A 25,791-nucleotide genomic window follows, 5' to 3' on the forward strand; every position below is an offset into this window, starting at 1 on the left:
CGTGGCGGCATCTCGAGGATGGATATCGCCGCCGATCCGCTCGCGGAGCCATTGCCGGCCTTGCTCTAGCGAAGTTCCAGGCCAGGATCGATCCGCCGTGTAACAGTTCGAGCCGCGCGTGACCGATCGAGACGGCTTCAGCACGCTTGCGCCGGCGTCATCAATACGGAAGGTCGCGCTAGCATACGTATGGAGACTATGAGAGAGATTTTTCCTTATTTCAGTCTATCAACGAATACGTATGATGATTTTAGTAGAGCAGTTGTTGCAGGAGTGCAACGTTGACGATGAATTGCTGAAAACCATCGTGATGAAACATCAATTATGGTAAACAAGGGCCAAGGTTATATTGGCAGATAAAAATGGCCTTCGCCCAATTCACTGCGACACATAGCAGTGTAAAAAATTCGTTAAGATTACACCATGCGGGTGATTTGATACGTCGGCGCAAGGACATTGCGCTTCGCAGCTTGCTGCGTGACTGCGTCCGGTTGGGCGTCTCGCTGCTCGCCCTCAGCGTCGCCATGGCGGCATCGGCCGCGCGTGCGGGCTGCGTTGAGAACACGAGCGGCGGGAGTTCCGTAACCTGCAGCGGAACGACGCGCTTCAGCGAGAGCGAGTATGCGGGGTTCCGCGCCAGTGGGACCCCGATCACTTCGCTCACGGTCGCGCCGAACGCGACCATCGACAGCGACGGTACGGCGATCAGTCTGGGCGACAACGCCCAGATCACGATCGGCGTGGGGGCGACCGTCAAGAGCAACAGCCAGGGCAAAGGGCCGAATGAAATCGGCGCCAACACGATCGAGGTCGGAAGCCGTTCGACCATCGACATATTTGGGACCGTCCTGTCGCAGGGTCTGGGGGCGAAGAACGACCGCGGGGGCGATGAGGCCATCAATCCACTCGGCAACGGGAACACGATCACCATCCATCAGGGTGGCCGCATCGAGACTCTGGAGGACGGAACCCCGGCCATCTGGTTCGAGGCCAAGCGGGACAATGGGCTCATCAACACCGTACTCAACAACGGCACGATTCGGGCCGGGGCCTCGGGAACGAGCCCGATCATCGGGAACGGCGGTGCCGTCGTCGTTAAGTTCGAGAACGGCCCCACGGGCGTCGTCGAGGGCGATCTCACCCTCGGTGGCGGCGAGGACATGGTGGTGCTGCGCGGCGGCTCGCGATTCGTCGGCAGCATCGCGACCGGCGGCGGCAACGACAACGTCGACATGTACAAGGGCGCCGAGTTCACGGGCAGCGTCGATGGCGGGGATGGTTCGAACACGCTGTCTCTGCAGGGGGATGCGGGCGATGCCGGCTCCGCCGCGCTGATCCCCGGAAGTGTCAGCAACTTCAACGCGATCAACAAGGCCGGCACCAGCACCTGGACCATCTCGGGCAGCGTGAGCCAGCTCGGGTCCAGCGGCGTCGCGATCAACGTCAACCAAGGTACGCTCGTCCTCTCCGGCGACAATAATGGTTACCAAGGGGCCACGACGGTCGCCGCCGCAGGAACGCTGCAGATCGGCGAGGGCGGCGGCCAAGGCAGCCTGCCCGGTGCCATCACGAACAACGGCGTGCTGACCTTCAACCGCACGGGCCGCCTCGTCGTCTCGGGCGCGATCGCGGGTACCGGCTCGGTGCGGCAGATCGGTGCCGGCGAGGTCACGCTCGCGGGCGCGCTCTCCGGCGTCTCGCTGCGGGTCGAAGCGGGCCGCCTCGCCCTTGCCGGCAGCAGCACCCTGACCACGGCAGGCGCCCCGGCCGTGCCCGGCGGCTTCGCGACGGCGGCCTACGTCGCCGGAGGGACGCTAGACAATGCGGGGACGATCACGGCGACCCAGACGGCCAATCAGGACGGTGTCCGGATCGATGGGGCCACCCTGATCAATTCGGGCACGATCACGGCGAGCGGACGCGGCGTCTTCGTTCCCGCGGGCGCCACCCTCGTCAACACCGGCTCCATCACGGGCCTCACCGGCGTCTTCTTCGGGAACGGGGCGGCGAATGGCGGGCTGAGCATCACCGGGAACGGCTCCATCACCGGGACCTCCGGCGACGGCATCAGCGCCTTGAATGTCGCAGGCAACGTGACGCTCGGCACGTCGGCGAACCCGCTCGGCGCGGTGACGGGTTCCGGCGGCAGCGCCCTCACCATCGTGGTCAACGGCGCGAATGCGGTCGGCATCGTCACGGGCGGACCCCTCACAGGCGGAGACGGGCGCGGCATCTCGACCTCGACCGTGGACGGTGCGACCGGCATCGTGCAGGCGGCCGGCACGATCCGCGCGACCGGAGATGGGATCAAGGCCGGCTCGTCCGGCATCGGCGCGATCAGCATCGACACCTCGGGCGGACAGATCGGGACGAGCGCGAATCCGGTCGGCAGTGACGGGATCATCGCCACGCGCGCCGGCGCCGGCAGCATCACCGTCACGAGCGGGGTGATCAATGCGACGGGCGTCGGTGCGAGCCTCCAGACCACCAGCACCGGCGCCGGCGATGTCGCGTTGACCGCCAAAGGCAGCATCACGTCCGCCAACGGCGGCGCGATCGTCGCGCAGAGCGCCGGAACCGGCAACGTCACGATCACGACGGGGGGCGGGACGACACTTACTGCCGGCGGCCGCGCCGCCGTGCTGGCGGCGGGCATCGGCACCGGTGCGGGCTCCGTTCAGGTGGGCAACAACGCCACGGTCACGCGGGCCGGTGCGGGGAGCGGCGATTTCGGTCTCGACGTCCGCAACAACGACGACGGCAGCAGCGCCGGACCGACCCCGTCCCCCGGAGCGGCGCTCAACGGTGCGCTGACGGCGATCGCCGTCACGAATGCCGGAACGATCACGAACAGCTTCGCTGTCGCCGGCATCCGCGCCCGCGCCAACAGCGACGGCGTGGTCCGCGTGACCAATTCCGGGGCCATCGGCGGCGGCGCATCCGGCATCGTCGCGCTCAATGCCGGCGCGGGTGGGGTCACGGTCGCGAATACCGGCTTGATCTCCGGCGCCGCCACGAACGGCATCACCGCGCAGGCGACCGGTGCCGCCGGTGGCGTGAGCGTGTCGAACACCAACGCGATCGGGGCCGCGGGGGCCGCCGTGTCCGGGGCCGGCGTGACCGCCCTGATCGGCAACGCGGGCAATGCCGCCACCCTGTCGATCGACGGCGGCGGCGCGATCGACGCCGCGGGGACCGGTATCGACGCGCGCACCCTCGGCTCGGGCGCCGTCACGCTCGGCGGCGCGACTCCGCTCGGAGCGATCACATCCGGAGGGGTCGGGATCAACGCGGTGATCGGCAGCGCCGCCAGCACCGCCGGGCTCGGCGTGACGAGCGCCGGCCGCATCATCGCCGGCACTACGGGCATCAACGCGGTCACGACCGGGAACGGCACCGTCACGATATCCGCCGGTCCGGTGACCACGACAAACGGCTCTGGCTTGGTCGCGACCGGCCGGGCGGGTCCCGTCGCTGTGACCGCCAACGACGCGATCACGGCCGGCGGCGCCGGCGCTGCCGGCATCTTCCTCACCGGCAGCGGCGTGGGCAACACGGTCACGGTCGGGGCAAGCGGCAGCGTCTCGGGCGCGATCGGCCTGCGCCTGGCCGGCGGCGGCACCACGGTCCTGAACAACGGCGGCAGCATCGCGGCGAGCGCGGCCGGCGGCAACGCGATCCAGATCGACGCGGGCAGGCTGGCCCTCGGCCCGAATACCGGCACCCTCACGGGCAATCTCGCCATCGCCGGGACGGCCGGCGCGCTCGCCGTCAACCGCGCGACGAACTTGACGCTCGCCAACACGATCACCGGGACCGGGACGCTCGATCAGAACGGCGCAGGTCTGCTCGCCCTCACCGGCGCGAACAGCGCGGGCTCGGGTCAGTTCACCGGCACGGCCAATGTCAACGCCGGCATCCTCGCGATCAACGGCACCTTCGGCGACACTGCGGGCCGGTCCGCCCTCGTCAACGTCAACAGCGGCGGCACCCTCCACGGCTCGGGGACCATCGCCGGCTCGGTCACCGTCGCCGCCGGCGCCACGGTCTCGGCCGGCAACTCGCCCGGCACGCTCACGGTGGCCGGCGATTACAGGCTGGCGAGCGGCGCGACCTCGCTGTTCGAACTGGGGATGCCGGATATCGTGGGCGGCCCCACCAACGACCTCATCGAGGTCGGGGGCGACCTGACGCTGGCCGGCACGCTCAGACTCGTGAACGCCGCCGACACCGCCGCCTCGCCCGTCGCGGGCACGTACCGGCTCTTCAATTACGGCGGCACGCTCAGCGGCCGCTTCGATGCGGTGACCAGCCCCACCCCGATCTTGGCCACGGTCTACACGACGATCCCCAATCAGGTGAACCTGTTCCTGGTCAATGCCGGCCAGGTCGCGCAGTACTGGGACGGCACCGACACCACGGGCGCGGGCGCCGGCGGCCAGGGCGGCACGGCCGTCTGGAACGGGGCGAATACGAACTGGACCGGCTCGCCGACCAGCGCCGTCAACGCCGCCTGGGCCTCGGGCGTCGGCATTTTTGCGGGGACGGCGGGGACCGTCACGGTCGCGGGCGCGCAGAACGTTCAGGGCCTGCAGTTCGTGACGGACGGCTACCGGCTCGCCGGGGCGGGCACGCTCAACCTGGCGGGCGATCCCTTCTCGACCCCGAACCAGAGCTTCGTGACCGTGGACGGCGGGGTCGGCGCGACGATCGCCAACGCTCTCACCGACGCGGGCGGGACGATCGGCCTCAACAAGCTCGGCGCCGGCACGCTGACGCTTGCGGGCGTCAACACCTACGCGGGGGCGACCAGCGTCACCGCCGGCACGCTCGTGCTGGCGGCGGGCGGCTCGCTGACCTCGGACGTGTCGGTCGCCGGCGGTGGCACTTTCGCGAACGCGGGCAATCTGGCCGCCGGGCTGACGAATGCGGGCACGACCACGAATGCCGGCACCATCGCAGGCACGGTCACCAACAGCGGCCGCTTCGCCAACACCGGCACCGTCGCCGGGCGCGTCACGAACACCGCCGGCACGCTGACGAATACCGGCACGCTCGACGGCGGCGCCACCGTCACCGGCGGCACCCTGGCGCTCGATGCCGGCAGCCTCGTGAATGGTGCGCTCGCCAACAGCGCGACCGTGACGGCCCAGGGCCGGATCAACGGCACTTTGACGAACGCGGCCAGTGCCGTCTTCACCAACACCGGAACGCTCAACGGCGACATCGGCAACGCCGGCACGGCCTCGAACGCCGCCGCCATCCTGGGCGCTGTCACCAATACCGGCCGCTTCACGAATTCCGGCAGCGTCGGCGGCCTGCTCACCCAGAGCGCGGGCACGAGCGCCAACACCGGCACGCTCAGTGCCGGCGCCACCGTCACCGGCGGCGCCCTGGCGCTCGATGCCGGCAGCCTCGTCACCGGCGCGCTCGCCAACAGCGCGACCGTGACGGCCCAGGGGCGGATCAACGGCGCCGTCATCAACGGTCCCGGCGCCACCTTCACCCTCACCGGCGCGCTCACCGGTATCACGGGGGTCAGCAACAACGGCACCCTGGCGCTCGGCGGCAACGGTCTCGGTGTCGGCACGCTCGGCGGCAACGGCACCGTTCGGAATGTGAGCACGACGGCGGCAACGCTGACCGTCGGCACGGGTGCGGGGGGCGACAGCACCTATGGCGGCCTTCTGCAGGACGGCGCGGGCGGCGGTGCGCTCGGCCTGACCAAGGCCGGATCCGGCACGCTGACGCTGACGGGCGCGAACACCTATACCGGCGCGACCACGATCGCGGCCGGCACCGGGCTGCGGCTCGGCGACGGTGGCGCCCTCGGATCGATCGAGGGCACGGCGGGCGTGGCCGCCGACGGAAGGCTGACCTTCAACCGTTCGGACGCGATCGCCTTCGCGCCCGCGATCTCGGGCTCCGGCATCGTCGATCAGAACGGCAGCGGATCCGTCACCCTGACGGGGGCCTCGACGGCGTTTACCGGTACGGCCAACGTGAATGCCGGCACGCTCGGCATCAATGGCACCTTCGGCGACACCGCCGGCAACACGGCGGTCGTCAGCGTCAACAATGGCGGCACGCTGCAGGGCGCCGGCACCATCGCCGGCGCGGTCTTCGTCAATAACGGCGGGACCGTCTCCACCGCCGTTGCACCCGGTCAGCCGCCGGGAACGCTCACGGTCGGCGGCAACTACACGGTCAATGCCGGCTCCAACCACATCTTCCGGCTCGGCACGCCCAACGTCGTCGGCGGTGCCACCAACGACCTGATCGACGTCGGCGGTACCCTGGCGATCAATGGCGGCACGGCCACCCTGCAGAACGCCAACGCCAGCGGTCTCTACCGCCTCTACAATGTCGGCGGCACGGTCACGAGCGCGGGCGCCGCGAATGCGGGCTTCGCGGCGGTCACCACGGCCAACGGCACCGCCTCGATCTACACGGTCGCGCCGGGCGCGGGCGGGCCGAGCCAGGTCAACGCCCGCGTCTCTCTCGGCGGCCAGATCGTGCAGTACTGGGACGGAACCGATATCTCCGGCTTGGCCGGCGGCACGCCCGGCGCCCAGGGCGGCTCGGGCGTGTGGAACGCGACCAACGCGAACTGGACCGACGATCCGGCGGGCGGGCAGGTGAACCAGAACTGGCTGGGCCGGTTCGGCGTCTTCACCGCGCCGCGTGCGGGTGGGGCGAGCACCGTCACCGTCCTGGGTCAGCAGAACCTGCAGGGCCTGCAATTCGCGGGCGACGGCTACACCCTCACCCCCGGCGGCGCCGGCAGCCTGAACCTGACCGGCGATCCGAACGGAACGGCCGGGTTCAGCACCCTGCGCGTCGATCGCGCGGTCACCGCCACGATCGCCGCTCCGATCACCGGGCTCGGCCTGAACAAGGCGGTCGGCTCCGGCACGCTGGTCCTGACGGGCACCAACAGCTTCAGCGCCCTCACCATCGCCGACGGCACCGTCGATGTCCGCGGCGGCGCTGCCATCCTCGACAGCGCGCCGGTGACGCTTGCCGATGGAGCCGGCGCCCGTCTCCTGGTGACGAATTCCGAGACGATCGGCGCGCTGGCCGGGGGGGGCACGAGCGGCGGCACGGTCGAGATTCTGGCCGGGCAGACGCTGACGACGGGCGGCAACAACGGCAGCACGACCTTCGGCGGCAGCGTCGGCGGTGCCGGCGGGCTGATCAAGTCGGGAGCCGGCCGCTTCACCCTCACCGGGAACAACCGCTTCACCGGCGGCACGACGGTCGCCGACGGCACCCTCATCAACGATGGCGCTCTCGCCTCCGGTGTGGGTGTGAGAAGCGGGGCCTTCTTCACCAACAACGGCGCGCTCGCGGCCGATCTGACGAGTGCCGGAACTTCGGCCAACACCGGCACCGTCGCCGGGCGCGTCACCAACACCGCCGGCACGCTGACGAACACGGGCACGCTCAGTGGCGGTGTCGGCGTCACCGGTGGCACCCTGGCGCTCGACGCCGGCAGCCTCGTCAACGGTGCGCTCGCCAACAGCGCGACCGTGACGGCTCGGGGCCGGATCAACGGCACCGTCTCGAACGCGGCCGGAGCACGCTTCACGCTCACCGGTCCGCTCACCGGCATCACCGGCTTTGCCAACGAGGGCACGCTCTCGCTCGCCGGCAACGATCTTGCGCTCGGCACGCTGACCGGTATCGGCGCGGGCGCCGTGGTCCAGAACGCGAGCGGCAGGGACGCGACCCTGACCATCGGCTCGGGCGATGCCAGCGGCACCTATGCCGGCATCCTGCAGGACGGGGCGGGCGGCGGCCGATTGCTCCTGGCCAAGACCGGCGCCGGCACGCTGACGCTGACCGGCGCCAGCACCCACACGGGGGCGACCGGCGTCACCGCCGGCACGCTCGTGCTGGCGGCGGGCGGCTCGCTGGGCTCGGATGTGTCGGTCGCCGGCGGCGCAGCCTTCGCCAATGCGGGCAATCTGGCCGCCGGGCTGACAAATGCGGGTACGGCCACGAACACCGGCACCATCGCAGGGACCGTCACCAATAGCGGCCGCTTCGCGAACGGCGGCCGACTGGCAAGCACGCTGACGAACAGCCGCACGGCCGACAACACCGGCACCATCGCCGGGCTCGTTGCGAATACCGGCACGTTCACGACCTCCGGCACGCTCGCGGGCGGCCTGACGAACACCGGTACGCTGACGGCGTCGGCCGGTCGGCTCGACGGGGCCATCGCCAACGAGGCCGGTACCCTCGCGATCACCGGCACGGTTGCGGGCAACGGTCCGCTCTCCAACGCATCCGGCGCGACCCTCCGGATCGACCGGACCGGCCGCTTCCGGAACGCGGGATTGTTCGCCAATGCGGGTACGGCCACGAATGCCGGGACCCTGGATGCGGACGTGACGAACGCGGCCGGTGCCCGGTTCACCAATGCCGGCACCGTCTCGACCGCGTCGCAGCCCTTCTTGAACGCGGGCACGCTCGTCAGCACGGGCGTCCTCAACGGCGGGTTGGCGAATACCGGCACCGCGCAGATGTCCGGTGAGCTGAACGGCGTGCTGAGCAATGCCGGCAGCCTCACGCTCACCGGTACGACGAGCGGCATCACCGCCTTCACCAATGACGGGACCGTCGATCTCGGCGGCACGGCGCTCAGCGTCGGCTCGCTCTCGGGGACACGCGCGAGCGCGGTTCTGCGCAACGGCCGCCTCACCGTCGGTGCGGACAACAGCTCAACGAACTACGCCGGCACGATCGCGGATGGGGCGGGCGCCACCTCCCTGACCAAGGCCGGCAGCGGGACGCTGACCCTGTCGGGCGTCAGCACCTATACCGGCGCCACCCTCGTCAGCGAAGGAACCCTGAACCTGAGGGGCACGCTCGCCTCGGCGGTGACGGTCGCCGACGGCGCCCGCCTCATCGGCTCCGGCTCGACCCGGACCCTGACGGTCCTCGGTGGCGCCAGCGCCAGCCCGGACGGAGCCGGCACGCTCGGCACGGTGTCGGTCACCGGCACCGTCCTCTTCGCGGCCGGCTCGCAGTATCGGGTCGATGTCACCGCGTCCGGCGAGTCCGACCGCATCGCCGCCACGGGGAGCGCGACGCTGCAGGGCGGGACGGTACAGGTCACGGCGGGGACCGGCCCGTACGCGCCGCGGACGCGCTACACCATCCTCTCGGCGGCCGGCGGCGTCACCGGGCAGTTCGCGGGCGTCACCTCGAACTTCGCCTTCCTCACGCCGTCCCTGACCTACGATGCCAACACCGCCTTCCTGACGCTGGCCCGCAACGACCTGCAGTTCGGCACCGTAGCGGCCACGCGCAACCAGGGCAACGTCGCAGCCGCCGCTCAGGCACAGGGCGTCGGCACGCGGCTCTACGACGGGATCGCCGTGCTCTCGGCCCCCCAGGCTCGCCAAGCCTTCGATGCGCTCTCGGGTGAGATCCATTCGAGCGCGGTGACGAGCCAGTTCGACACCGGCTTCCTCGTACGCGAGGCGATCCTCGACCGTCTGCGCTTCGGCGATGCGCCGAGCTTCGGCGGGATCGGTGCGCAGGGCATCGGCCAGCGCTTCGCCCCCGGCACCACCCTGCCGGCAGTCTACACCGCCGATCTTCCGGGCCGCTCCACGGTTCCGGTCCCGGTCTCGACCCAGCTCGTGGTGCCGAATCCGGTCGCGCTCTGGGGCCAGGGCTTCGGCGCGTTCGGCTCGACCGGCGGGGACGGCAACGCCGCCCGGCTCGATCAGCAGACCTCGGGCTTCTTGCTCGGGGCGGATACCCGCCTCGGCGAGCGCTGGCGCGTCGGCGTGGCCGGCGGCTACACCTTCAACACCCTCGACCTCACCGCCCGCCAATCCACCGCCACGGTCGAGAGCGGATACGGCGCGCTCTATGCCGGCGCCGGCTTCGGACCGGTTCAGGTGCGCCTCGGCGGCAGCTATGCCGGCTCGAGTCTGGCCACCAACCGCGCGGTGATCGTCCCCGGCTTCTCGGACAACGCCAGCGCCCGCTACGGCGGTTCGCTCGGCCAAGCCTTCGGCGAGGTGGGCTATCGCTTCGGCTCCGGGATCGGTCATGTCGAGCCGTTCATCGGCGCGGCGGCGATCAGGGTCGGCCGCGACGGCTTCAGCGAACGCGGCGGTGCGGCGGCGCTGACCACCCAGGGGCAGGACTACGACGTCGCCACGTCGACGGTGGGCGTACAGGCCCAGGGGCAGATCGGCGCGCTCTTCGGCTTGACGACGCCGATCTTCGTGCGCGGGCTCGTCGGCTACCGCCGTGCCTACGGCGACGTTCTGCCCTCGACCCTGTTCAGCTTCGGTGTGGCCGGCCAGACGTTCCTGACGGCCGGCGTTCCGGTCGCACGCGACGCCGTGGTGGCGCAGGCGGGTCTCGATTGGCAGGTGGCGTCGGAGACGACGCTGTCGCTCGCCTATACCGGCCAGATCGGCGCGGATCGCACCCAGATCCACGGCCTCAAGGGCGGCTTCCTCTATCGCTGGTAAGAGTCTGACGATGCGGTCAACGAAGAAGGCGGCCCTGATCCTCGCAGCCGGCGCCCCGGCTGCGGCGTTCCTCGTCTCCGGTCCGCGCCTGGCGCAGGCGGCACCCACGGCACCGCCCGTGCCCGCGGAGCCCGGCACGACCTCGGCGAGCTACGGCGACTGGGTGATGCGGTGCCAGCGCGGCGGCTCGGCCGAGAAGCCGGTACGGGTCTGCGAAGTCGCGCAATCGATGCAGGTCCAGGGGCAGACCCAGCCGATCGCGCAGATCGCGGTCGGGCGGGTCGGCGCCGGTCAGCCGCTGCAGATCACGATCCTGCTGCCGCCCAATGTCGCCTTCCCCAGCAGCGTGCGCGTGCTGATGGACGACAAGGATGCAGCGGGGGTCGAACTGGCGTGGCGGCGCTGCCTGCCCGGCGTCTGCGTGGCGGATGCGGCCCTCAAGGAAGAGCCGCTCCGACGCTGGCGCGGAGCGGCCGGGTCGGGACGGATAGCGTTCAAGAACGCGGGCGGCCAGGAGATCACGATCCCATTGTCGTTCCGCGGTCTTGCCCAAGCCCTCGATGCCCTGACCCGCGAGCCGGGATAGAGCATCGTCCCGAAAGCTGACCGACGGCTTTCGGGACGATGCCCTGGGCTCTGCCACGGTGGGGATGTGGAGGAGAGATTTTGCGGTCGTGTCCCTTGGCGTGGTGTAGCTCACTGAGGGCCTATTTGAGATCCTCTGCCGACCGTCCCCATCTGTCTCGTGTGCCGAGACAAATTCCGCCTGGCGGGGCGGAGTGGAGAGCAGATGTGGACGGATCGAGATCGGACGCGTCATGAGGCGCGCCTAAAGGACATGGTGCTGCAGGCGGGCCTGGACGAGGTCGCCTGCTTTCTGGAGCGGGCCGATCCGCCGGGCAGCCCGAACGCACGGCCGGTGCGGTTGGTGGCGGCGGCGATTGCCTGGCACTTGCGGGTCGGCGGCGCATGGCGGAGGCTGCCGGCCGGCTTTCCGCCCTGGCGCACGGTCTACGGCTGGTTCCGACGCTGGATCGAGAAGGGGCTGTTCGAGAGCCTGATGCGCGCTCTGGCGCGCCGACAGCGTCGCCGCTGCGGCCGTCGTGCGACGCCGCGCCTCGCCATCATCGACACGCAAAGCGTCAAGTGCCTTGGGGTGCGCGGGCCGCGCGGCTATGACGGGGCCAAGAAGCTGGTCGGGCGCAAGCGCGTGGCGCTGGTCGATGCCGAAGGTCACATCCTGGCGCTCGCCATCGTGCCCGCCAACGTTCAGGATCGCGACACGTTGACGGCCCTCGATGAAGGTAAGGAACGGTGGCCGAGCCTGCGCCTGGCCATCCTCGACGGCGCCTTCACGGCCGAGCGCTGCCGGGACTGGTGCCATCTGCATGGCATGCGCCACCACGTGGTCGAGAAGGACCCGGATCAGAAGGGCTTCGTCGTGCTGGAGCGGCGCTGGGGTGTCGAGCGCACCTTCGGCTGGCTCAGCCATTGGGGCGGCCTGCTGCGCGAGCGCGCCGGGCGCCTCGACGTCGCCACCGGTCGCCTCACCTGTGTCGCCTGCCTCAGGGCCGTCAGCGCCCTCCACAATCCAGCCTGAGACCGCTCCTCAAACAGACTCTAAGAAGGCCATAGATTCAGCTCGCTGGGTCGCTGTCCAGCTGCGCCTGTGGGCAGGGTTAGAACCTATTCCGGTAGGGTTTGTTGAGCGGCGATGATCCCGCAGGCGAAGTGGACGAGGGCTCGGTAGTTCCGGGGCTTTTTGGGCCAGCGGATGAGGATGCCACGGAAGCGGTTGAGCCAAGCGTGGGCGCGCTCGACGACCCATCTGCGCGCCTTGGCCCCGCGGTGGCGTTTGGCGTGGATCTCCTCGCCTCGGCGGCGCAGGTGGAGGGTGAAGCCGCGCTCCTCGACCAAGGTCCGGGAGGTGGCGTAGTCGTATCCCTTGTCGAGGCACAGGTGCAGGGGCGAGCGTCTGGTCGGTTTGGGCCGGGCGACGGGTACGGCGTCCAAGGTCTCACCCATGAGAAGATGGTCGTTGACGTTGGCGCCCGCGATGACGACGCTGATCGGGACGCCGCGTCCGTCAGTGAGCACCGAGCGCTTGACCCCGCGCTTGCCGCGGTCGGTCGGGTTGGGGCCGGTTTTTTCCCCCACCCAGGGGCGCCTTGCCCATGGCTGCATCCAGCGACAACCACGTCCAGTCGATCCCGACCAGATCGTCGTAGGCCAGCAGGCCCTCCCGCCAGAACGCCTCGAACACCCCGGCCTGCGTCCACTCCTGGAACCGGCGATGGGCCGAGGAAGAGGTGCAGATCCCGGTGGCGGTCAGGGCGTTCCACTGGCATCCGGTGCGCAGCACGAACAGGATCGCGTCCATCGCCTTGCGATCGGGCGTCCGCGGGTTGTGACAGCCCAGAGGATGAGGCGGACGTGGAGGCAGCAAGCGCTCCATCCGCGCCCACAGATCGTCGGGCAGGCGATAGCCGTCGTCCAGAACTGACGGCTTGCTCGGGCGGCGCTTGCGAGGCTCGGTCATCCCGACAAACTAGGGCGCCGAGCCTCAGCGCCTAGCGAGATAGGTTCTTAGCCAATCCCTGGGCGAGGAATGCGGACGGACGGGTCCGGGTCGCCCTGGGGCACGGCCAAACCGCTCCCTCGTTACTCCACGGGCTCGCAACGAAAATTCTCCGCGCCGCGGCGGGCGGCCGGAGACCGCCCAACACTTGTCGGTCGGCAATGCGCCGTGAGCGGGCCCTGGGCCGGTTACACCGAACATCCGCTCTGGTCTCACAAGCGGCTGCACGGGCGATCCTGCAGCATCGGACGAATCCGCCGAAGGTGGCCTGCTGCCGGTTTGTTGGATACCGTCCTAAGCTAATTGGGTTCGGTTTTCGAACTCGACGGGGCTGAGGTAGCCCAAGGTCGAGTGCCGCCGCGCCAGGTTGTAGAAGCGCTCGATGGAATCGAACACGTCTGCACGGGCTTCATCCCGCGTCCGGTAGGTCCGTCGGGCGGTGCGCTCGGTCTTCAGCGAGGAGAAGAAGCTCTCCATTGCCGCGTTGTCCCAGACGTTGCCCGAACGGCTCATCGAGCAGGTCACGCCGTGCTCGGTCATTTGACGCTGGAAGGCTTCGCTCGTGTATTGCGAGCCCTGGTCCGAGTGATGCAGCAAGGCATCCGGCTTGCCTCTGCGCCAGATCGCCATGACGAGCGCATCTGTCACGAGTTGAGCCGTCATACTGGCCTGCATCGACCAGCCCACGACACGGCGCGAGAACAGATCGATGACGGCGGCGACGTAGAGCCAGCCCTCGGCGGTCCAGATATACGTGAAGTCGGCGATCCACTTCCGGTTCGGAGCGTCGGCCGCGAACCGCCGCTCCAGGAGATTGGGCGAGGCAGCGGCCCGCTCACCTTCGTCCTTTGGCAGGCCCCGTCGGCGCGGTCGCGCTCGCAAGGCATTCTCGCGCATGATCCGCTCGATGCGGTGCAGCCCGCATGACACGCCCTGGGCGAGCACATCGCGCCAGACGCGCCTCGCGCCGTAGGTGCGGTCGCTGGCCACGAAGCTCGCGTGGGCCTTGCTCAGGATAGCTTCGTCGTCCCGTGTGCGTCGGCTAGGCTGCCGGGTGAGCCAAGCGTGGAAGCCGGAGCGCGAGACACCCAGCGCCGCGCACATCCAGGCAACTGGCCAGACAGCACGATGCTTTGCGATGAACGCGAACTTCATATCGCGTCCCTCGCAAAGTATGCGGCGGCCTTTTTTAGGATGTCACGCTCCGCTTTTAGACGAGCGACCTCCTTGCGCAGCCGGTCGATCTCGATCTGCTCGGGCTTCATCTGCCCCTGACCGGGAAAAGCGTGTTGGGGATCGGCCGCCGCCTGCCTCACCCACCGGTGCAGCATCGTCTCGTGAACATCGAGATCGCGCGCGGCCTGCGCGACACTGACACCACGTTCCCGAATCAGTCGAACCGCCTCGATCTTGAACTCACGTCCGAACTTGCGACGCTGCATGGAGCACCTCCGGCTTCACCTTCACACCTAAACAGGGTGTCCGTGAAACCGGCAGCAGGCCACACCTCCGGCTTCACCTTCACACCTAAACAGGGTGTCCGTGAAACCGGCAGCAGGCCAAGAACGAGATGACCCTTACGCATGAAGTCTCCTTCACGAGTGCGATTTGGGGTTCCAACGGTGCCAGATGCGGGCAGTTCCGGCTGTGCGACCTCGCCGCTTTGTCGCACTGGCACCGCTTCTCACCGTCTCCGCTTTTGCGGTTGGTGGCACCCATCGGGTGCGATTACATGCATGCGCTGAACGCGCTGCGAGCAGGACCAGTCGAGTGGCCGTCGTCAAATCGGGACCTCTACGGCTTTGGGTGACAGTCGCCCTCATGGTCGCCGTGGTTGTGAGCGGCGCAATGATCCTGCCGAAGGCCGCCGCCAGCGTTGGCATTCTACAAGCCGCTGACGACCCAGCCCGGCTGGCAGAACTCCGCCTGCCAGCAGTCGCTACCGAGCAGCGGATTGCCTCCGAAATCGACGATGCCCTGAGCAAGGGCGACGGCGATCTCGCTCGTAGCTTCCTCGATCTCGCCGACGCCCATGGCTTGAAGGTCGATGCCGAGCGGCAGGAACGAGTCACGAGTTCGGCGGCCACCCCTGAAGTTCACGCGGACCAGGATTCCCTCGGTGGAGTCACCTCTGATGCAGCCAACACATGGTTGGGGACGGCGGCTTCATTCACCGTTGACGCTGTAGGCATCAGCGATGTGCGCGACCTCTGGCAAGAAGGCAACAAGCTGGTCCAAGGCGAACCCTACGACAGGGTCATCCTCGGTCTCTCAACGGCTGGCCTCGCGTTGACCGGCTTCACGGTCGCCTCCCTCTTGCCAAGTGGTGGCGGCAGCATCGCGGCCAGAGTGCCAGTCGCCCGAGGTTTGGGCCTGTTGAAGGCTGCTCGCCGCGCGGGTCTGCTGTCGCGTGAACTAGCCGGGAAGGTCGCTGGAATGGCGACGTCGGCCTTGGACACGGTCGCCCTGAAGGAAGCGGTCGCGGCTGCGCGCGCCTTCAATCTACCGGCGGCTCGACAGGCTGCTTCGAGGGCGCTTCGTCCAGGCGCGGTTCGCACGATCTCCGCGATGGGTGATGATGTGGTCGCGCTCGAAGCCCGCCTTGGTCAGCGCGGCGCTGCTCAGGCCCTTGGTGTCGTGCGGGATGCCGGAGAACTCGGACGAGCCCGGCGTTTGGCAGAGGTCATGGGCGGCAGGACTCGGGCAGCACTCAAGCTGCTGGGATCGGCTGCTCTGGTTCTCGGGGAAGCAGTCGGTCTGCTGCTTCAAGCTGTCTGGCTGGCAGTGGGCTGGATGGTAATGGCGGCTCTGACTGCTCGACGAAGCGGGCTGATGATAGGTCGCCTGATCTGGGGGCTGCCCCGGCTCGGTGACAGGTAATCTGATCGTGTTGCTCTCCCACGGTGAGGCGAAGGAGGATGATCTGCGGCGAAGCGTTGGTGTGGAATCCAGTGTGGATTTCGGGCCGACGTCAGCCGATTCGAGCCGATCCAGGCTAGGATTTATGCTGACCTCAACGCTACCAAACCGCCAGGAAAACCCTGCAAAGGTAAGGGGTTAAGGTGGAGCGGGCGATCGGGATCGAACCGACGACATTCAGCTTGGGAAGCTGAACGAACAACAGATTCGCGGCGCCGGGGCCGCATCTATATTTACCCTGGCATAGCATTTTCAGTGGTTTAGCCCAAGCCTTCGTACATCGCCCCCTTGCCAGCGGTTCCGGGACCGGCTGGTATCCACCCTGGCATCCACGGCTGAGGCAGGGCATGGCGAAGGCGAAGAGATCCCGGGGCACGTACCTGCGCGAGCGCGTCCGGATCACGGCGGACCACACCCGCAAGGCGGCCGCCCTGATCGCCGCCGGCAAGGTGGAAGGGCGCGGCCTCGAATACGCCGACGCCGGCTGCCCGGGGCTCATCCTGCGGGTGACGCCGCTCTCCGCCGCCTGGCTCCTGAAGACGGAGAAGACGACCGTCCGCCTCGGCGACATGGACGCCCTGCCGGTGGCGGCGGCCCGCGAGGCGGCGCTGCGCTCGCGCCTGGCACTGAAGGACGGGCGCCACCCCGGCGAGGACCTCGACATCTTCTCGCGGGCCCTGGAGCGGACCGACGACGTCGCGCTGGCGGCCGAGGCGGCGTTCGCCGAGGAGGTGGCGATGCCCTCCGACGCGCACCGGCGCCGGCACGGGCCGTGGACGTGGGCCGACCTGATCGAGGAGTTCCTCGCGGTGAAGCTCCCCACGCTCAAGCCCGCCTGGGCGGCGCAGTACCCGGTCCACCTCCGCTACCCGGCCCTGGAGCGCCTGGGGCCGCGGCCGCTCTCGACGCTGACCATCGAGGACCTGGAGCGGGCGCGGGACGAGATCGCGGAGGCGACCTCGCCGTCGTCCGCCGCCCGCACCGTGAACCAGGGCAAGGCGGCCTTGGATTGGGCCTGGCGCTACCACGCGCGCCGGAGCCGGCTGGGACGGGATCCCTGGTGGCAGCGCTGGTCGATCCAGTATTCCGCCGGCACCCGGGAGCACACGCCCACGCTGGCCGAGCTCGGGCGCACCCTGGCGCTGGCCGAGCGGCACCGGGCGCTCGGCGGGACCGGGCAGGAGACGAGCAAGGGGACGCTGGCGGCCCTGTGGGCGGCGGTCCTGACCGCGCAGCGGACGGGCGCCCTGACGGCGACCCGGCTCGACCGGATCATCCCCATGGCAGACCGCCCCGGCTGGCAGGTCTGGACGTGGAGCGGCACGGACATGAAGGGCGGCAAGGCCGGCGGCCGCCCCCACGCCCTGCCGGTGCCGCCGGCGGCGCTGGACGTGCTCGCCCGGTTCGAGGAGGACGGGGATCCCGAGTGGCTCTTCCCGTCCCGGCAGGGCGGCCGCCACGTCACGAGCGAGGGGCTGGCCCAGCTCCTCACGCGCCTGCAGGGCAAGGAGAAGGCCGGCCGCGCCGGCAGGGTCACGGAGCGGAAGGAGGACCTGTTCAAGCGGCACCGGATCCGGCCGTGGGTGCCGCACGACATCAGGCGCGCCCTCGCGACGTTCCTCGACGACGAGGATCTCGGCGGGGCCGCGGCGGCGATCCTGGCGCACAAGACGGGCAAGAAGGACGAGGAGCACGCCAAGTTGGAGGACGTGACCCGCAAGGTCTACGCCCGGGCCCAGCGCCTCGACCTGAAGGCCAGGGGCATGGAAGCCTGGGTCTCGGCGGTGATCGAGGCCTACGAACGGGAGGCGGCCGCCCTCGACCGGGCCGAGGCCCAGCGGCGCTAGGGCCGCAGATCGTCCTCGTCCTCGTCGTCCTGGAACGCCGGCGTCAGCGCGAGCCGGAGGCGCTCGGCGCGCTCCCGGCATGCCTGCGCGTGGGCGGCGCTGGCGGAGGCCTCCGCTTCCAGCAACGTCACGAGGGCCGACCCGACCCAGCCGGGCACGAGATTCTGCCCGGCCGCCCAGCGGCGGACGAGACGGTCGTCGATGGAATCGCGCGCCCCGGCGGGGTGGAGCGGCCCGAGGCCACGCGCCAACGGTCGCTGCCAGTTGGCGCCGTAGAGGAGGCGCGCCACCGAGGTGACGACGTCGAGGTCGAGGTGCATAGCGGCTCTCAGTCGGGGGGATGCGTGGTGACGGCGTAGTAGTGGACCGCCACGAGCAGGCGGCGGGGGGCGTGGTCGTTCGCCAGGAGGCGCGCCCCCTGGAGGGGCGCCCAAGGGCGCCCCGCGATGGTGACGACGGGGAGGCGCACCCCGTTCAACCGGATCATGGCCATCGCCGGGGCCCCTCTCAGCGCAGCGCCCGGCGGTGGTTCTCGATCCAGTAGCGGGAGGCCCGCTGCGTGCGGAGCTCGGGCAAGTCCGGCTGCCGGGCGCGGACGGCGTCGCGGATCTGCAGGGCGTAGGCGACCTGCTTGGCGGTGCCGGTGAGCTTGGGCAGGTCCGCGACGCGGGGCTGGCCCTCGGCCTTGATCCGGGCGGCCGCCTCCGCGTTCATCTCCGCGAGGGCCTCGCGGGCCACGCGGCGCTCCTCCGCCAGGGCGCGCTCGGCCTCGATGCGCCGGGCCTCGTCCTCCCGGCGGCGGGCCTGGGCGTCGTCGTGCGCCTCCGCCTGCAGCGGCCACACCCGGCGGCGCTCGGCCTCGCAGGCGTCGACGCCCAGGATCCGCAGGCCGCCGTCGAGCGTCGACAGGCCGACCGCCCCGGACCGCCTCGAATCCATCGCCACGTTCGAGATCCAATAGACGGTGTCCGGCTCCAGGCGCCACGTGCACGAGCCCGACCGCTGGGACCCGGACCGGTTGTCCTGGAACATGCGGACCGGGACGCTGTCGCCGTAGGCGCGGTAGGCCGCCACGTGGCCGGGGCCGGCCGCGCCGCCGCCCGTGACCTGCCCGCGGAACGTGATGCGGTCGCCGCCGCGGGTGAAGACGGCGCGGCCGTACTGCACGACCTCGACCTCCTCGGGCTCGGCGGCGGGGGCGGCCGCCTCCTCCTGCGCCGCGCAGGCCTGATGCTGCTGGCACGGCTGCTCGACCATCTCGGGCGGCGGGACGTCGAGGCCCTTGGCGATGGCGCGGAGGGCCTCCTTGCGCGCCGTGTCGAGGTGGCGGAAGCCGGCGAAGACGCCGTCCTTCACCACGAGCTCGTCCCAGTTGCGCTGGCTGTCCCGGTAGATCACCGGCATGCGGGCGAGGTCGTAGCCGGCCTCGGCGAGGTCGCGGATGACGCCCTCGGCGTCGTTCGTGACGGAGCGGCCGCCCAAGTTGAGGTCCGTGACGCAGATGACGTCGCCGGCGAGCTCGACGCGGTAGTCGGACCGGTTGTCGAAGATGCTGAGCTGGCGGCGGGCATGGCCGTGCGACCGGCACACGGGCCCGATGCCGGCCTCGATGGACACGGGGGCCGTGAGCGGGCGGCCGCACACCTCGCAGGCGCCGGCGCCGGGCAGGCCCGCGTTGGCCTGCTGCTGCTGCGCCGGCTGGGGGACCATCGCCGCAGCGGCGACGGCCTTGGCCTCGGACCAGGCGGCGCGCATCGCGGCGCCGATGTGCAGGCGGACGCTCTCGCCGGCGGCGGCGGCGGCGGCGGCGCGCGCGCGGGTCCAGGCGTAGCCGAGGATGGCGGAACGGTCGTACTTGGAAGCGGTGTTCATCGGGGATTTCCCTCGGGTTCGGACGGGGCACAGCCACCGTCACTCCCTAATATATAGGGAGCAGTCGCAACCGTCAAGGTCCCGTTAAGCCGCCTCTGCTAGGGTGACGATTCCTGCCCGAGGTCCCGATGCGAAAACCCGCGCCCTTCCCGCCCCATCCCGTCCCCACGGAGGCGTGACGCCGCGCGCGCAGCCTCCAACCGCGAGGCTGCCCGTGACCACCTTCTTCACCGCCGACTTGCATCTGGGCCACGCAACCCTACTGACGAGCGCCGTCGCCCGACCCCGGCCGTTCGCCTCCATCGCGAAGCATGACGAGGCCCTGATCGTCCGCTGGAACGAGACCGTCCGGAGCAACTCGGACGACGTCTACGTCCTCGGCGATTTCGCCCTGGGGCTCGATGCCGACGCCCTGGAGCGCCCGTTCCGGCGCCTGCGCGGCCGCAAGCACCTGATCATCGGCAACCACGACCCGCGCCGCACGCTCCGGCTGCCGTGGTCCTCGCCGCCGGCGGACCTGCGCCGGATCGCCGTCGACGCCGGCGGCCATCGGTACGACGTCACGCTCTGCCACTACCCGATGCGGGCCTGGAACAGGATCCATCATGGCGCCCTGCATCTGTACGGGCACACGCACGGCAGCCTGCCCGGGACGCGCCGGTCCTGCGATGTCGGGGTGGACGTCTGGGATTTCCGGCCGGTGACGCTCGACGAGGTCCTCGACCAGATGGCGCTGAGCGACACCTGGCCGGAGGAACTTGCCCCCGCTATGGCTCCCGGGGAGGCCTGATCCAACCGGTGCTCGACGGGTAGCTCACGCCGCCGTTGCATGCCAGGTCCCAGACGGCCCAGCCGATGCGGCCATAGCTGACGTGGCAATGGCCATCGAGGGCCACCCACCGGTTGCCATAAACCCTGAGATTGGGCGGTGTCCGCAGAACGACGCCGTGCGAGAATTCGGGGCTGGCGCGAGCGAGGATCTCCCAGACCTCCAAGACCTCCCCGAGGTCATCGAGGTCGTACCGCTCGGAGAGCGGATGGTCCTCGAACGCGATCCGGCGCAACTGCAGCCGGTCCTCGGATCCCTCGGCGACGCCCTTGTATTCGGGCGGGAAGACGGCGTGGACCCAGCGCAAGCGCCGGTATCGCGGCCGCGCATCGGCGTCGGCACGGATCTCAGCGACCGTGCGGCCGTGGAAGATGTCGGGCGTGTGTAGGCAGGGCTCCTGGGCCATCGTTGTCTCCGTCCGGCGCCGGTTATTCGGCCATGAACGGTGTGCGTTGGTTGATCGGTCTACAGGATGAGTGGAGTAGAGTAGAGCCGTCGCCTCGGAGACTGCCGGGAGTCCTACCAGCCCCGCCTGAATCTTTCGTTAAACGACCCTGGCCGCGGGTTAACGGCCGCGGCCAGGGTCACGCATCGGGAGCCTTCGCCGGCGGCACCGCGACGGCCGCCATCCTCCGTCCCATCTCGGACTGCTGCCACTCCTGCGTCCGCCGGCGGATCCCCGTCAGGGAGGCATCGAGGTAGGCGCGGGACGAGGAGTAGACGACGGGCTCCGGCCGCCACGCGGCGCCGGCGTTCCGGAGCGCGGCGCGGGGGTCGCCCCGGCGCCGGGCGGGCGAGACGGCGTTCCGGACCTGCCAGGCCGGCACGCGCAAGGTGGCCGCGATCTGGACCGCGGTCCGGCCGGTGGCCCAGGCGTCGAGGATCGCCTCGCGGGCGCGCGCCGTGAGGGAGGACGGCCTAGCCATCGGTCCGGCCCTCCTCGTGCATGGTGTCGATCCGCTTCGCCAGCTCGCGGAGCTCGGCCCCCACCGGCGCGAGCGTCCCGACGTCCGCGAGCTCCGATTCCTGCACGGCCTGGCACGCACCCCGGCGGACGGCGGCCGCCTCGGTCGGGGTGAGGTCGGGAGCGGGCTTCTCACCGGGACGCAGCAGCGCGCGCATCAAGCGGCCCTCCCGGTGTCGAGCTGCGAGACGATCTCGACGAGCTCGCGGTGCGGGATGACGAGCCGGGCCGCCGCCAGCGCCTTGAGCAGGGCCAGGCGGGCGGCGGCGGCGCGGACCTCGTCGGCGGCCGCGGCGCGCTTGCCGGCATGCTCGGCGCGGTAATGGCGGACGCCCTTCAGGGCGAGCGAGAGCTCCGTCGACTCGATGCCGGCGTGGAGCTGCCACCCCTCCTCCTGGCCAGCCAGCACCTGCTCGATCATGTCGAGGTCCACATGCCCCTTGAGGCCGTTCATGCGGAACCACCAGCCAGCGGTCCCGTAATTCATGCCGGCGATCTCGGCGAGCCCGCAGGACGTGACGCGGATCGTGCCGTCCTCCTGCTCCTCGATGTCGGCGGGCCCGTCCGCGTCCGGCGCCGCCTCGCGGGCCAGCCTGTCGATCTCGTCCGCGTCGGCGTCAGTCTCGTCGGAGGTGACCACCTCGCCCCGGGGCAGCGGCCGCTCCTCGCCGGCGCGGAGCGGGGTCTCCAGGTGCGGGTCGCGGACGTAGTCGTAGCGGACCGCCTCGCCGGCAGGCAGCGGCCGCTCCTCACCCGGGGACAGCGACCGCTCCGCCCGGTGGATCGCCGCGTCCAGGTCACGGAGCCGCGCCGACGTCCTGTCGCCCTCCAGCACGCGGTCGACGAGCACCGTGAAGGACCTGTAGTCGCGGTCGGAGATGCCGGTGAAATCGCCGGCCGCGATGGCTTGGACGATCCGCTCGCCCTCAGGGGTGAGCGTCGCGACCGTGCCCAGCCTGGGCGTCTTCCGGACGATCTCGAAGCCTGCATGGTCGAGGTTCGCGAGCAACTCGCCCGTGATCCCGTCCAGGTCGAACTTGCGGGCGCGGCCGTGGCCCAGGCGTGCCTCGATGACCCCTGCGTCGCGGCCGGTGAAGTAGGCGCGCGTCAAGGCCTCGGCGATGTCCTTGGTGGCCGGGGTGGTGTCGGGGATGCGCATTCGAGTGGTCCTGTCGGTTATCGGGCTGCTGCGGGTGCGGCGCCACTCGCCCGGCGCCGGGGGCCTGTCGGTCACCAGGGGATGTGCACGTCGTCGGGGTCCAAGGGCGGCGGGGCCTTATCCAGCTTGTGCGGGAGCTTCTTGCCCATCGGCATGCGCCTCCGCGGCGCGCCGTCATCGGGCAGTTGGATCGTAGGCCACCCAAGCTGCGGCTTGGGCGGCGGGGGCGGCTGCCAGGCCGGCTTCGCCGTGGCGGGCTCGGGCTGCTCGGGCGGGCCGTCCTCGACGGGCGCTCGCCTCAGGGCCCCCAGCCGGCTCGGCGCGGGCGCGGCGGCCGCCGGCCCCGGGGCGGGCACCGGGCGCATCGGCGCCGGGCGGGGCGTGGGGGCCGCCGCGGGCTGCGCCGGGGTGGGGGCGGCCGCCTCCGGGAGCGCGGCGACGACGGCCTCGACGGCCGCGCGCATGGCGGCGGCGACGAGGGCCTGCTGAGCCATCAGGGTGACGTGCGCCGGGTGCGCCGTGTCGCCCGCGGACGCCGCCAGCGCAAGCTCGCGCGCCTTCACGAGGCGCTCCCGCAGCGGGGCGCCGACGAGGGCGTCGAGCCCTTCGAGGAGGGGATGGGGCATCACGCGGCCTCGCGGAGGAAGGGGAAGGAGAGCTGCCCGGCCGGGCGGCGGGGGCCGCGGCCGCTGAAGGTCATGCCGTGGCGATGGGCGCGCTGGTGCACGGCGGCGCGCGTGACGCCGAGGCGCTCGCAGACGTCGCGCACCGTCTCGCGGCCGGCCGCGATGGAGAGGAGGTCCTCGATCCGCACGACTGCGCGGGACGGCATCCGGAGGCCCAGCGCGAGGAGGTGTCGCTGCACGGTCGAGACAGACCAGCCCTCGCGCTGGGCGATCTGCGCGACGGTGAGGCCCTCGGCGATGTGCCTCTCGCAGCGGGCCCTCGGGATGCGGCAGGGCGGGCGACCGCCGGGATCCCGGATCACGACCGCGCCTCCGCGACGAATCGCACGACCCGCTGGACCCCCAGCAGGGCCAGCACCGCCGGGCCCACGTCCCGCTTGCCGTGCAGGACGTCCGAGAGGTGCTGGGGCGAGACGCCGGCCTCCAGGGCGACGGCATGCTGCGAGCCGCGCTCCGCGACCCTGCTCTTGAGGCGCTCGATCACCTCCGCCTGTGTGAGCTCCACAACCACCCCAGAAACCCTCCGCACCTCGGCTGATAAGATGATGGGGCAGGCCCTCGCGAAATTCCAGGGCCCGAATGCGGCCTCAAAAAGTATTTGAGGTGAACACTGTTCACCTAAACCAACCTGCCAGCCGCCCATTGCTGCATCCAACAGTGAGGTACGATTTCAACAACGCTTTCCACCACACCCTGTTGGGGAAATCATGGGGGAAATACGGACGTTGTTCGTGGCGGGCGCTGCCCTATACTCGCAGCGGGTCAGCGGATTTGAGGAGGTCGTCATGCCTGAAGGGATCGAGAACGGGGGCGCGGTGGAGCCGGGCTTCGAGGGGCCGCCCGACTATTTCGGGCTGCGGTGGGGGCCGCCGCGGATCGTGGTCACGCGCCGGGGCGAGCGCCAGCTCTCCCGGGCGACGAACGTCACGCGCGCGTTCGAGCGGGCCTGGAACATCGCGCCCGACGAGTTCAGCGAGGCGGGCTACGCCTGGGAGAGGGGTAGCGTTCTGTTCTGGGAGCGCCGGGACCTCGACCGCGCCAGCTTGCAGCGCCTGATCGATTCGTTGCCCGAGCGCGCCGCCCAGGCGCAGGTCGAGGCCGCGCGCCTGGAGCAGGAGCGGCGTGAGAGGCAGGCGCGCGAGCAGGCCGAGCGCGAGGAGCGGGAGCGGGTCTACATCGAGGCCGCGCGCGTCGCGGCCCGGGTCTCGCTCCGGGAACGGCGCTGGTCCTGGGCCAAGGCGGCCCTGGTCGCGGAGGCGGAGGAGCTCCTCGCCCGTCCCGATCTCGACCGCTCGGACGCCGTCCGGCTCCTCGATCTCGTCGACCAGGCCGGGCGAAACGTCGCCCGCTCGGAGCAGCGGACCGCCGTCGCGCACGAGCCCGAGATGGCGCGCGCGGAGGATCCCGAGATCCAGGCGGCCGCGCTGGCGGGCGTCCGGCACGTCACCGGGTTCGACGCCGATTGGGCCTCGCTCCAGAACGGCGTCGGGTGGAGCAAAGCGACCACGTGCGACGGGCACGTCCTCGCCGGCCTCGACCGGCTCACCGTCGAGCAGACCTCGCACGCCCTGAGGCTGCTGCGCGTGCACCAGCGCCAGCTCCCGCCGCGCCTGATCCTCGCGCTGTTCGCCCCGCGGGGCCCGGCGCCAGAGCAGGCCACGTTGTCCCTTTCGCCGGCGGCGTGATCATCGAGGGCGGCCACAGCCACAGGATCAGTCCAATGCGCCTCCTCGCCGTCCTCTCCGCCGCGCTCCGCGCCGTCGTCCTCGTGCCCGTCCTCGTCTGGGAGGCGGGCCGGTGGATCCTCCGCTCGGTCGCCCGGCCGGATCCCGTGCTGCCCGCGATCGCTACCGCCGCTGATTACCTCGACGCGAGCGCGGCGGCCGCCCCCGCCGCGGCCCCGGCCGTGCCGCATGTCGGCGGCTCGCGCGCGCTGCATCCCACGGGCATCGCGCTCGTCATGCACGCCCGGCACCTCACCGGCGACAGCCCGGCCGTGGACGTGGCCGCGCTCCCGGATGAGGTCCAGGTCTGGCTCGCGAGCCTCGGGCGCGACGAGCTAGCGGTCCTGGCCAAGGCCATGCCGCACGAGGCCCAGGCCTTCGCCGGGGGCGGGGCCGACCTGCCCGGCCTGCCGCCGCTGCGTGCGGACGCGGCGCAGGAATCCGTGACGCGTCCCGAGTGTGACGCGTCCGACGAGGAGGCGGAGCCGGCCTACGTCTGGCCCTACCGGGACCAGCGCGGGGACGCGGCGATGCGGGACCTGCTCGCGCACGTGGAGAGGCAGCACCGCCGCCGGGTCGCCTGAGCCCCCGCACATCCTCCGGACGTAAACGGGCCCGCCGGAACCTGCCGGCGGGCCCTCTCTTTGGGATGGTCCCTTGCCCTGTGCGGCCCCGCTGCGTCCTCGCGAGGCCGACCTGCGTCCCCTG

General features: G+C 70.7%; 20 protein-coding genes. 8 read left to right on the top strand and 12 right to left on the bottom strand.

Annotation, left to right across the window (positions count from 1 at the left end; all coding sequences use genetic code 11):
* The first annotated feature begins 470 nt into the window (after nucleotides 1–470).
* The 3 genes from LPC10_RS08305 to LPC10_RS08315 all read left to right on the top strand — a co-directional run bounded on the left by LPC10_RS08305 (nucleotide 471) and on the right by LPC10_RS08315 (nucleotide 12,105).
* Entirely contained in the window at nucleotides 471–10,505 is a 10,035-nt protein-coding gene (locus LPC10_RS08305) for an autotransporter-associated beta strand repeat-containing protein (RefSeq protein WP_305080632.1), read from the top strand.
* 10 nt (nucleotides 10,506–10,515) lie between these two features.
* Nucleotides 10,516–11,091: an invasion associated locus B family protein gene (locus tag LPC10_RS08310; protein ID WP_231346268.1), complete on the top strand. Its 576-nt coding sequence runs from the start codon at nucleotides 10,516–10,518 to the stop codon at nucleotides 11,089–11,091.
* Nucleotides 11,092–11,295: 204 nt separating this feature from the next.
* Complete coding sequence (locus tag LPC10_RS08315) at nucleotides 11,296–12,105, top strand: IS5 family transposase (RefSeq protein ID WP_231343882.1); 810 nt, start codon at nucleotides 11,296–11,298, stop codon at nucleotides 12,103–12,105.
* Nucleotides 12,106–12,191: 86 nt separating this feature from the next.
* Here LPC10_RS08315 and LPC10_RS08320 read toward each other — a convergent pair.
* Both LPC10_RS08320 and LPC10_RS08325 read right to left on the bottom strand, forming a co-directional pair.
* A protein-coding gene (locus LPC10_RS08320) for an IS5 family transposase (RefSeq protein WP_231346938.1) occupies nucleotides 12,192–12,960 on the bottom strand; the annotation gives its coding sequence in 2 pieces (ribosomal slippage) (nucleotides 12,192–12,662 and nucleotides 12,664–12,960; 768 coding nt in all).
* A gap of 417 nt (nucleotides 12,961–13,377) precedes the next feature.
* A protein-coding gene (locus LPC10_RS08325) for an IS3-like element ISMch5 family transposase (protein ID WP_231343685.1) occupies nucleotides 13,378–14,525 on the bottom strand; the annotation gives its coding sequence in 2 pieces (ribosomal slippage) (nucleotides 13,378–14,276 and nucleotides 14,276–14,525; 1,149 coding nt in all).
* Nucleotides 14,526–14,904: 379 nt separating this feature from the next.
* On the opposite strand from LPC10_RS08325, the gene LPC10_RS08330 reads away from it, so the two are divergent.
* Together LPC10_RS08330 and LPC10_RS08335 are read left to right on the top strand one after the other, a co-directional pair.
* Nucleotides 14,905–15,963 carry a hypothetical protein gene (locus LPC10_RS08330; protein WP_231346269.1) on the top strand — a complete coding sequence of 353 codons (1,059 nt, stop codon included), beginning with the start codon at nucleotides 14,905–14,907 and terminating at the stop codon, nucleotides 15,961–15,963.
* 386 nt (nucleotides 15,964–16,349) lie between these two features.
* Entirely contained in the window at nucleotides 16,350–17,849 is a 1,500-nt protein-coding gene (locus tag LPC10_RS08335; protein ID WP_231346270.1) for an integrase arm-type DNA-binding domain-containing protein, read from the top strand.
* On the opposite strand, the gene LPC10_RS08340 is transcribed toward LPC10_RS08335, so the two are convergent.
* Genes LPC10_RS08340 through LPC10_RS08350 form a run of 3 tightly spaced genes read right to left on the bottom strand, consistent with a single transcriptional unit; the run spans nucleotide 17,846 to nucleotide 19,721 of the window.
* The gene (locus tag LPC10_RS08340) at nucleotides 17,846–18,169 is read right to left on the bottom strand and encodes a hypothetical protein (protein ID WP_231346271.1); all 324 of its coding nucleotides are present in this window, start codon (nucleotides 18,167–18,169) and stop codon (nucleotides 17,846–17,848) included. The two genes, LPC10_RS08335 and LPC10_RS08340, sit on opposite strands and share 4 nt — an antisense overlap.
* A gap of 8 nt (nucleotides 18,170–18,177) precedes the next feature.
* Nucleotides 18,178–18,336, bottom strand: a complete 159-nt coding sequence (locus LPC10_RS08345; RefSeq protein WP_231346272.1) for a hypothetical protein — start codon at nucleotides 18,334–18,336, stop codon at nucleotides 18,178–18,180.
* Between the two features lie 20 nt (nucleotides 18,337–18,356).
* Nucleotides 18,357–19,721, bottom strand: a complete 1,365-nt coding sequence (locus LPC10_RS08350) for a DUF6011 domain-containing protein (RefSeq protein ID WP_231346273.1) — start codon at nucleotides 19,719–19,721, stop codon at nucleotides 18,357–18,359.
* 214 nt (nucleotides 19,722–19,935) lie between these two features.
* Between LPC10_RS08350 and LPC10_RS08355 the strand changes: the two genes are divergently transcribed.
* On the top strand, nucleotides 19,936–20,511 hold the full coding sequence (locus LPC10_RS08355; RefSeq protein WP_370644683.1) for a metallophosphoesterase: 576 nt from the start codon (nucleotides 19,936–19,938) through the stop codon (nucleotides 20,509–20,511).
* Here LPC10_RS08355 and LPC10_RS08360 read toward each other — a convergent pair.
* The 7 genes from LPC10_RS08360 to LPC10_RS08390 all read right to left on the bottom strand — a co-directional run bounded on the left by LPC10_RS08360 (nucleotide 20,489) and on the right by LPC10_RS08390 (nucleotide 23,870).
* On the bottom strand, nucleotides 20,489–20,956 hold the full coding sequence (locus LPC10_RS08360) for a hypothetical protein (protein WP_231346274.1): 468 nt from the start codon (nucleotides 20,954–20,956) through the stop codon (nucleotides 20,489–20,491). The two genes, LPC10_RS08355 and LPC10_RS08360, sit on opposite strands and share 23 nt — an antisense overlap.
* Before the next feature lie 178 nt (nucleotides 20,957–21,134).
* Nucleotides 21,135–21,476, bottom strand: coding sequence for a hypothetical protein (locus tag LPC10_RS08365; RefSeq protein WP_231346275.1), 342 nt, complete (start codon nucleotides 21,474–21,476; stop codon nucleotides 21,135–21,137).
* A complete protein-coding gene (locus LPC10_RS08370) occupies nucleotides 21,469–21,672 on the bottom strand; it encodes a hypothetical protein (RefSeq protein WP_231346276.1) in 204 nt (67 codons plus the stop codon). Before LPC10_RS08370 ends, LPC10_RS08365 begins: the two co-directional genes overlap by 8 nt.
* Entirely contained in the window at nucleotides 21,672–22,673 is a 1,002-nt protein-coding gene (locus tag LPC10_RS08375) for a hypothetical protein (RefSeq protein WP_231346277.1), read from the bottom strand. The genes LPC10_RS08370 and LPC10_RS08375 overlap by 1 nt, the downstream gene beginning before the upstream one ends.
* A 71-nt stretch (nucleotides 22,674–22,744) precedes the next feature.
* Nucleotides 22,745–23,299: a hypothetical protein gene (locus tag LPC10_RS08380; protein WP_231346278.1), complete on the bottom strand. Its 555-nt coding sequence runs from the start codon at nucleotides 23,297–23,299 to the stop codon at nucleotides 22,745–22,747.
* Nucleotides 23,299–23,661, bottom strand: coding sequence for a hypothetical protein (locus LPC10_RS08385; RefSeq protein WP_231346279.1), 363 nt, complete (start codon nucleotides 23,659–23,661; stop codon nucleotides 23,299–23,301). Before LPC10_RS08385 ends, LPC10_RS08380 begins: the two co-directional genes overlap by 1 nt.
* Nucleotides 23,658–23,870: a helix-turn-helix transcriptional regulator gene (locus LPC10_RS08390; RefSeq protein WP_231346280.1), complete on the bottom strand. Its 213-nt coding sequence runs from the start codon at nucleotides 23,868–23,870 to the stop codon at nucleotides 23,658–23,660. Before LPC10_RS08390 ends, LPC10_RS08385 begins: the two co-directional genes overlap by 4 nt.
* Before the next feature lie 274 nt (nucleotides 23,871–24,144).
* Here LPC10_RS08390 and LPC10_RS08395 point away from each other — a divergent pair, with 274 nt between their 5' ends.
* On the top strand, nucleotides 24,145–25,044 hold the full coding sequence (locus LPC10_RS08395) for a hypothetical protein (RefSeq protein ID WP_231346281.1): 900 nt from the start codon (nucleotides 24,145–24,147) through the stop codon (nucleotides 25,042–25,044).
* Nucleotides 25,045–25,079: 35 nt separating this feature from the next.
* Complete coding sequence (locus tag LPC10_RS08400) at nucleotides 25,080–25,667, top strand: hypothetical protein (protein ID WP_231346282.1); 588 nt, start codon at nucleotides 25,080–25,082, stop codon at nucleotides 25,665–25,667.
* The last annotated feature ends 124 nt before the right edge of the window (nucleotides 25,668–25,791 follow it).

The sequence above is a fragment of the Methylorubrum sp. B1-46 genome (genome assembly GCF_021117295.1).
Taxonomy (GTDB): Bacteria; Pseudomonadota; Alphaproteobacteria; order Rhizobiales; family Beijerinckiaceae; genus Methylobacterium.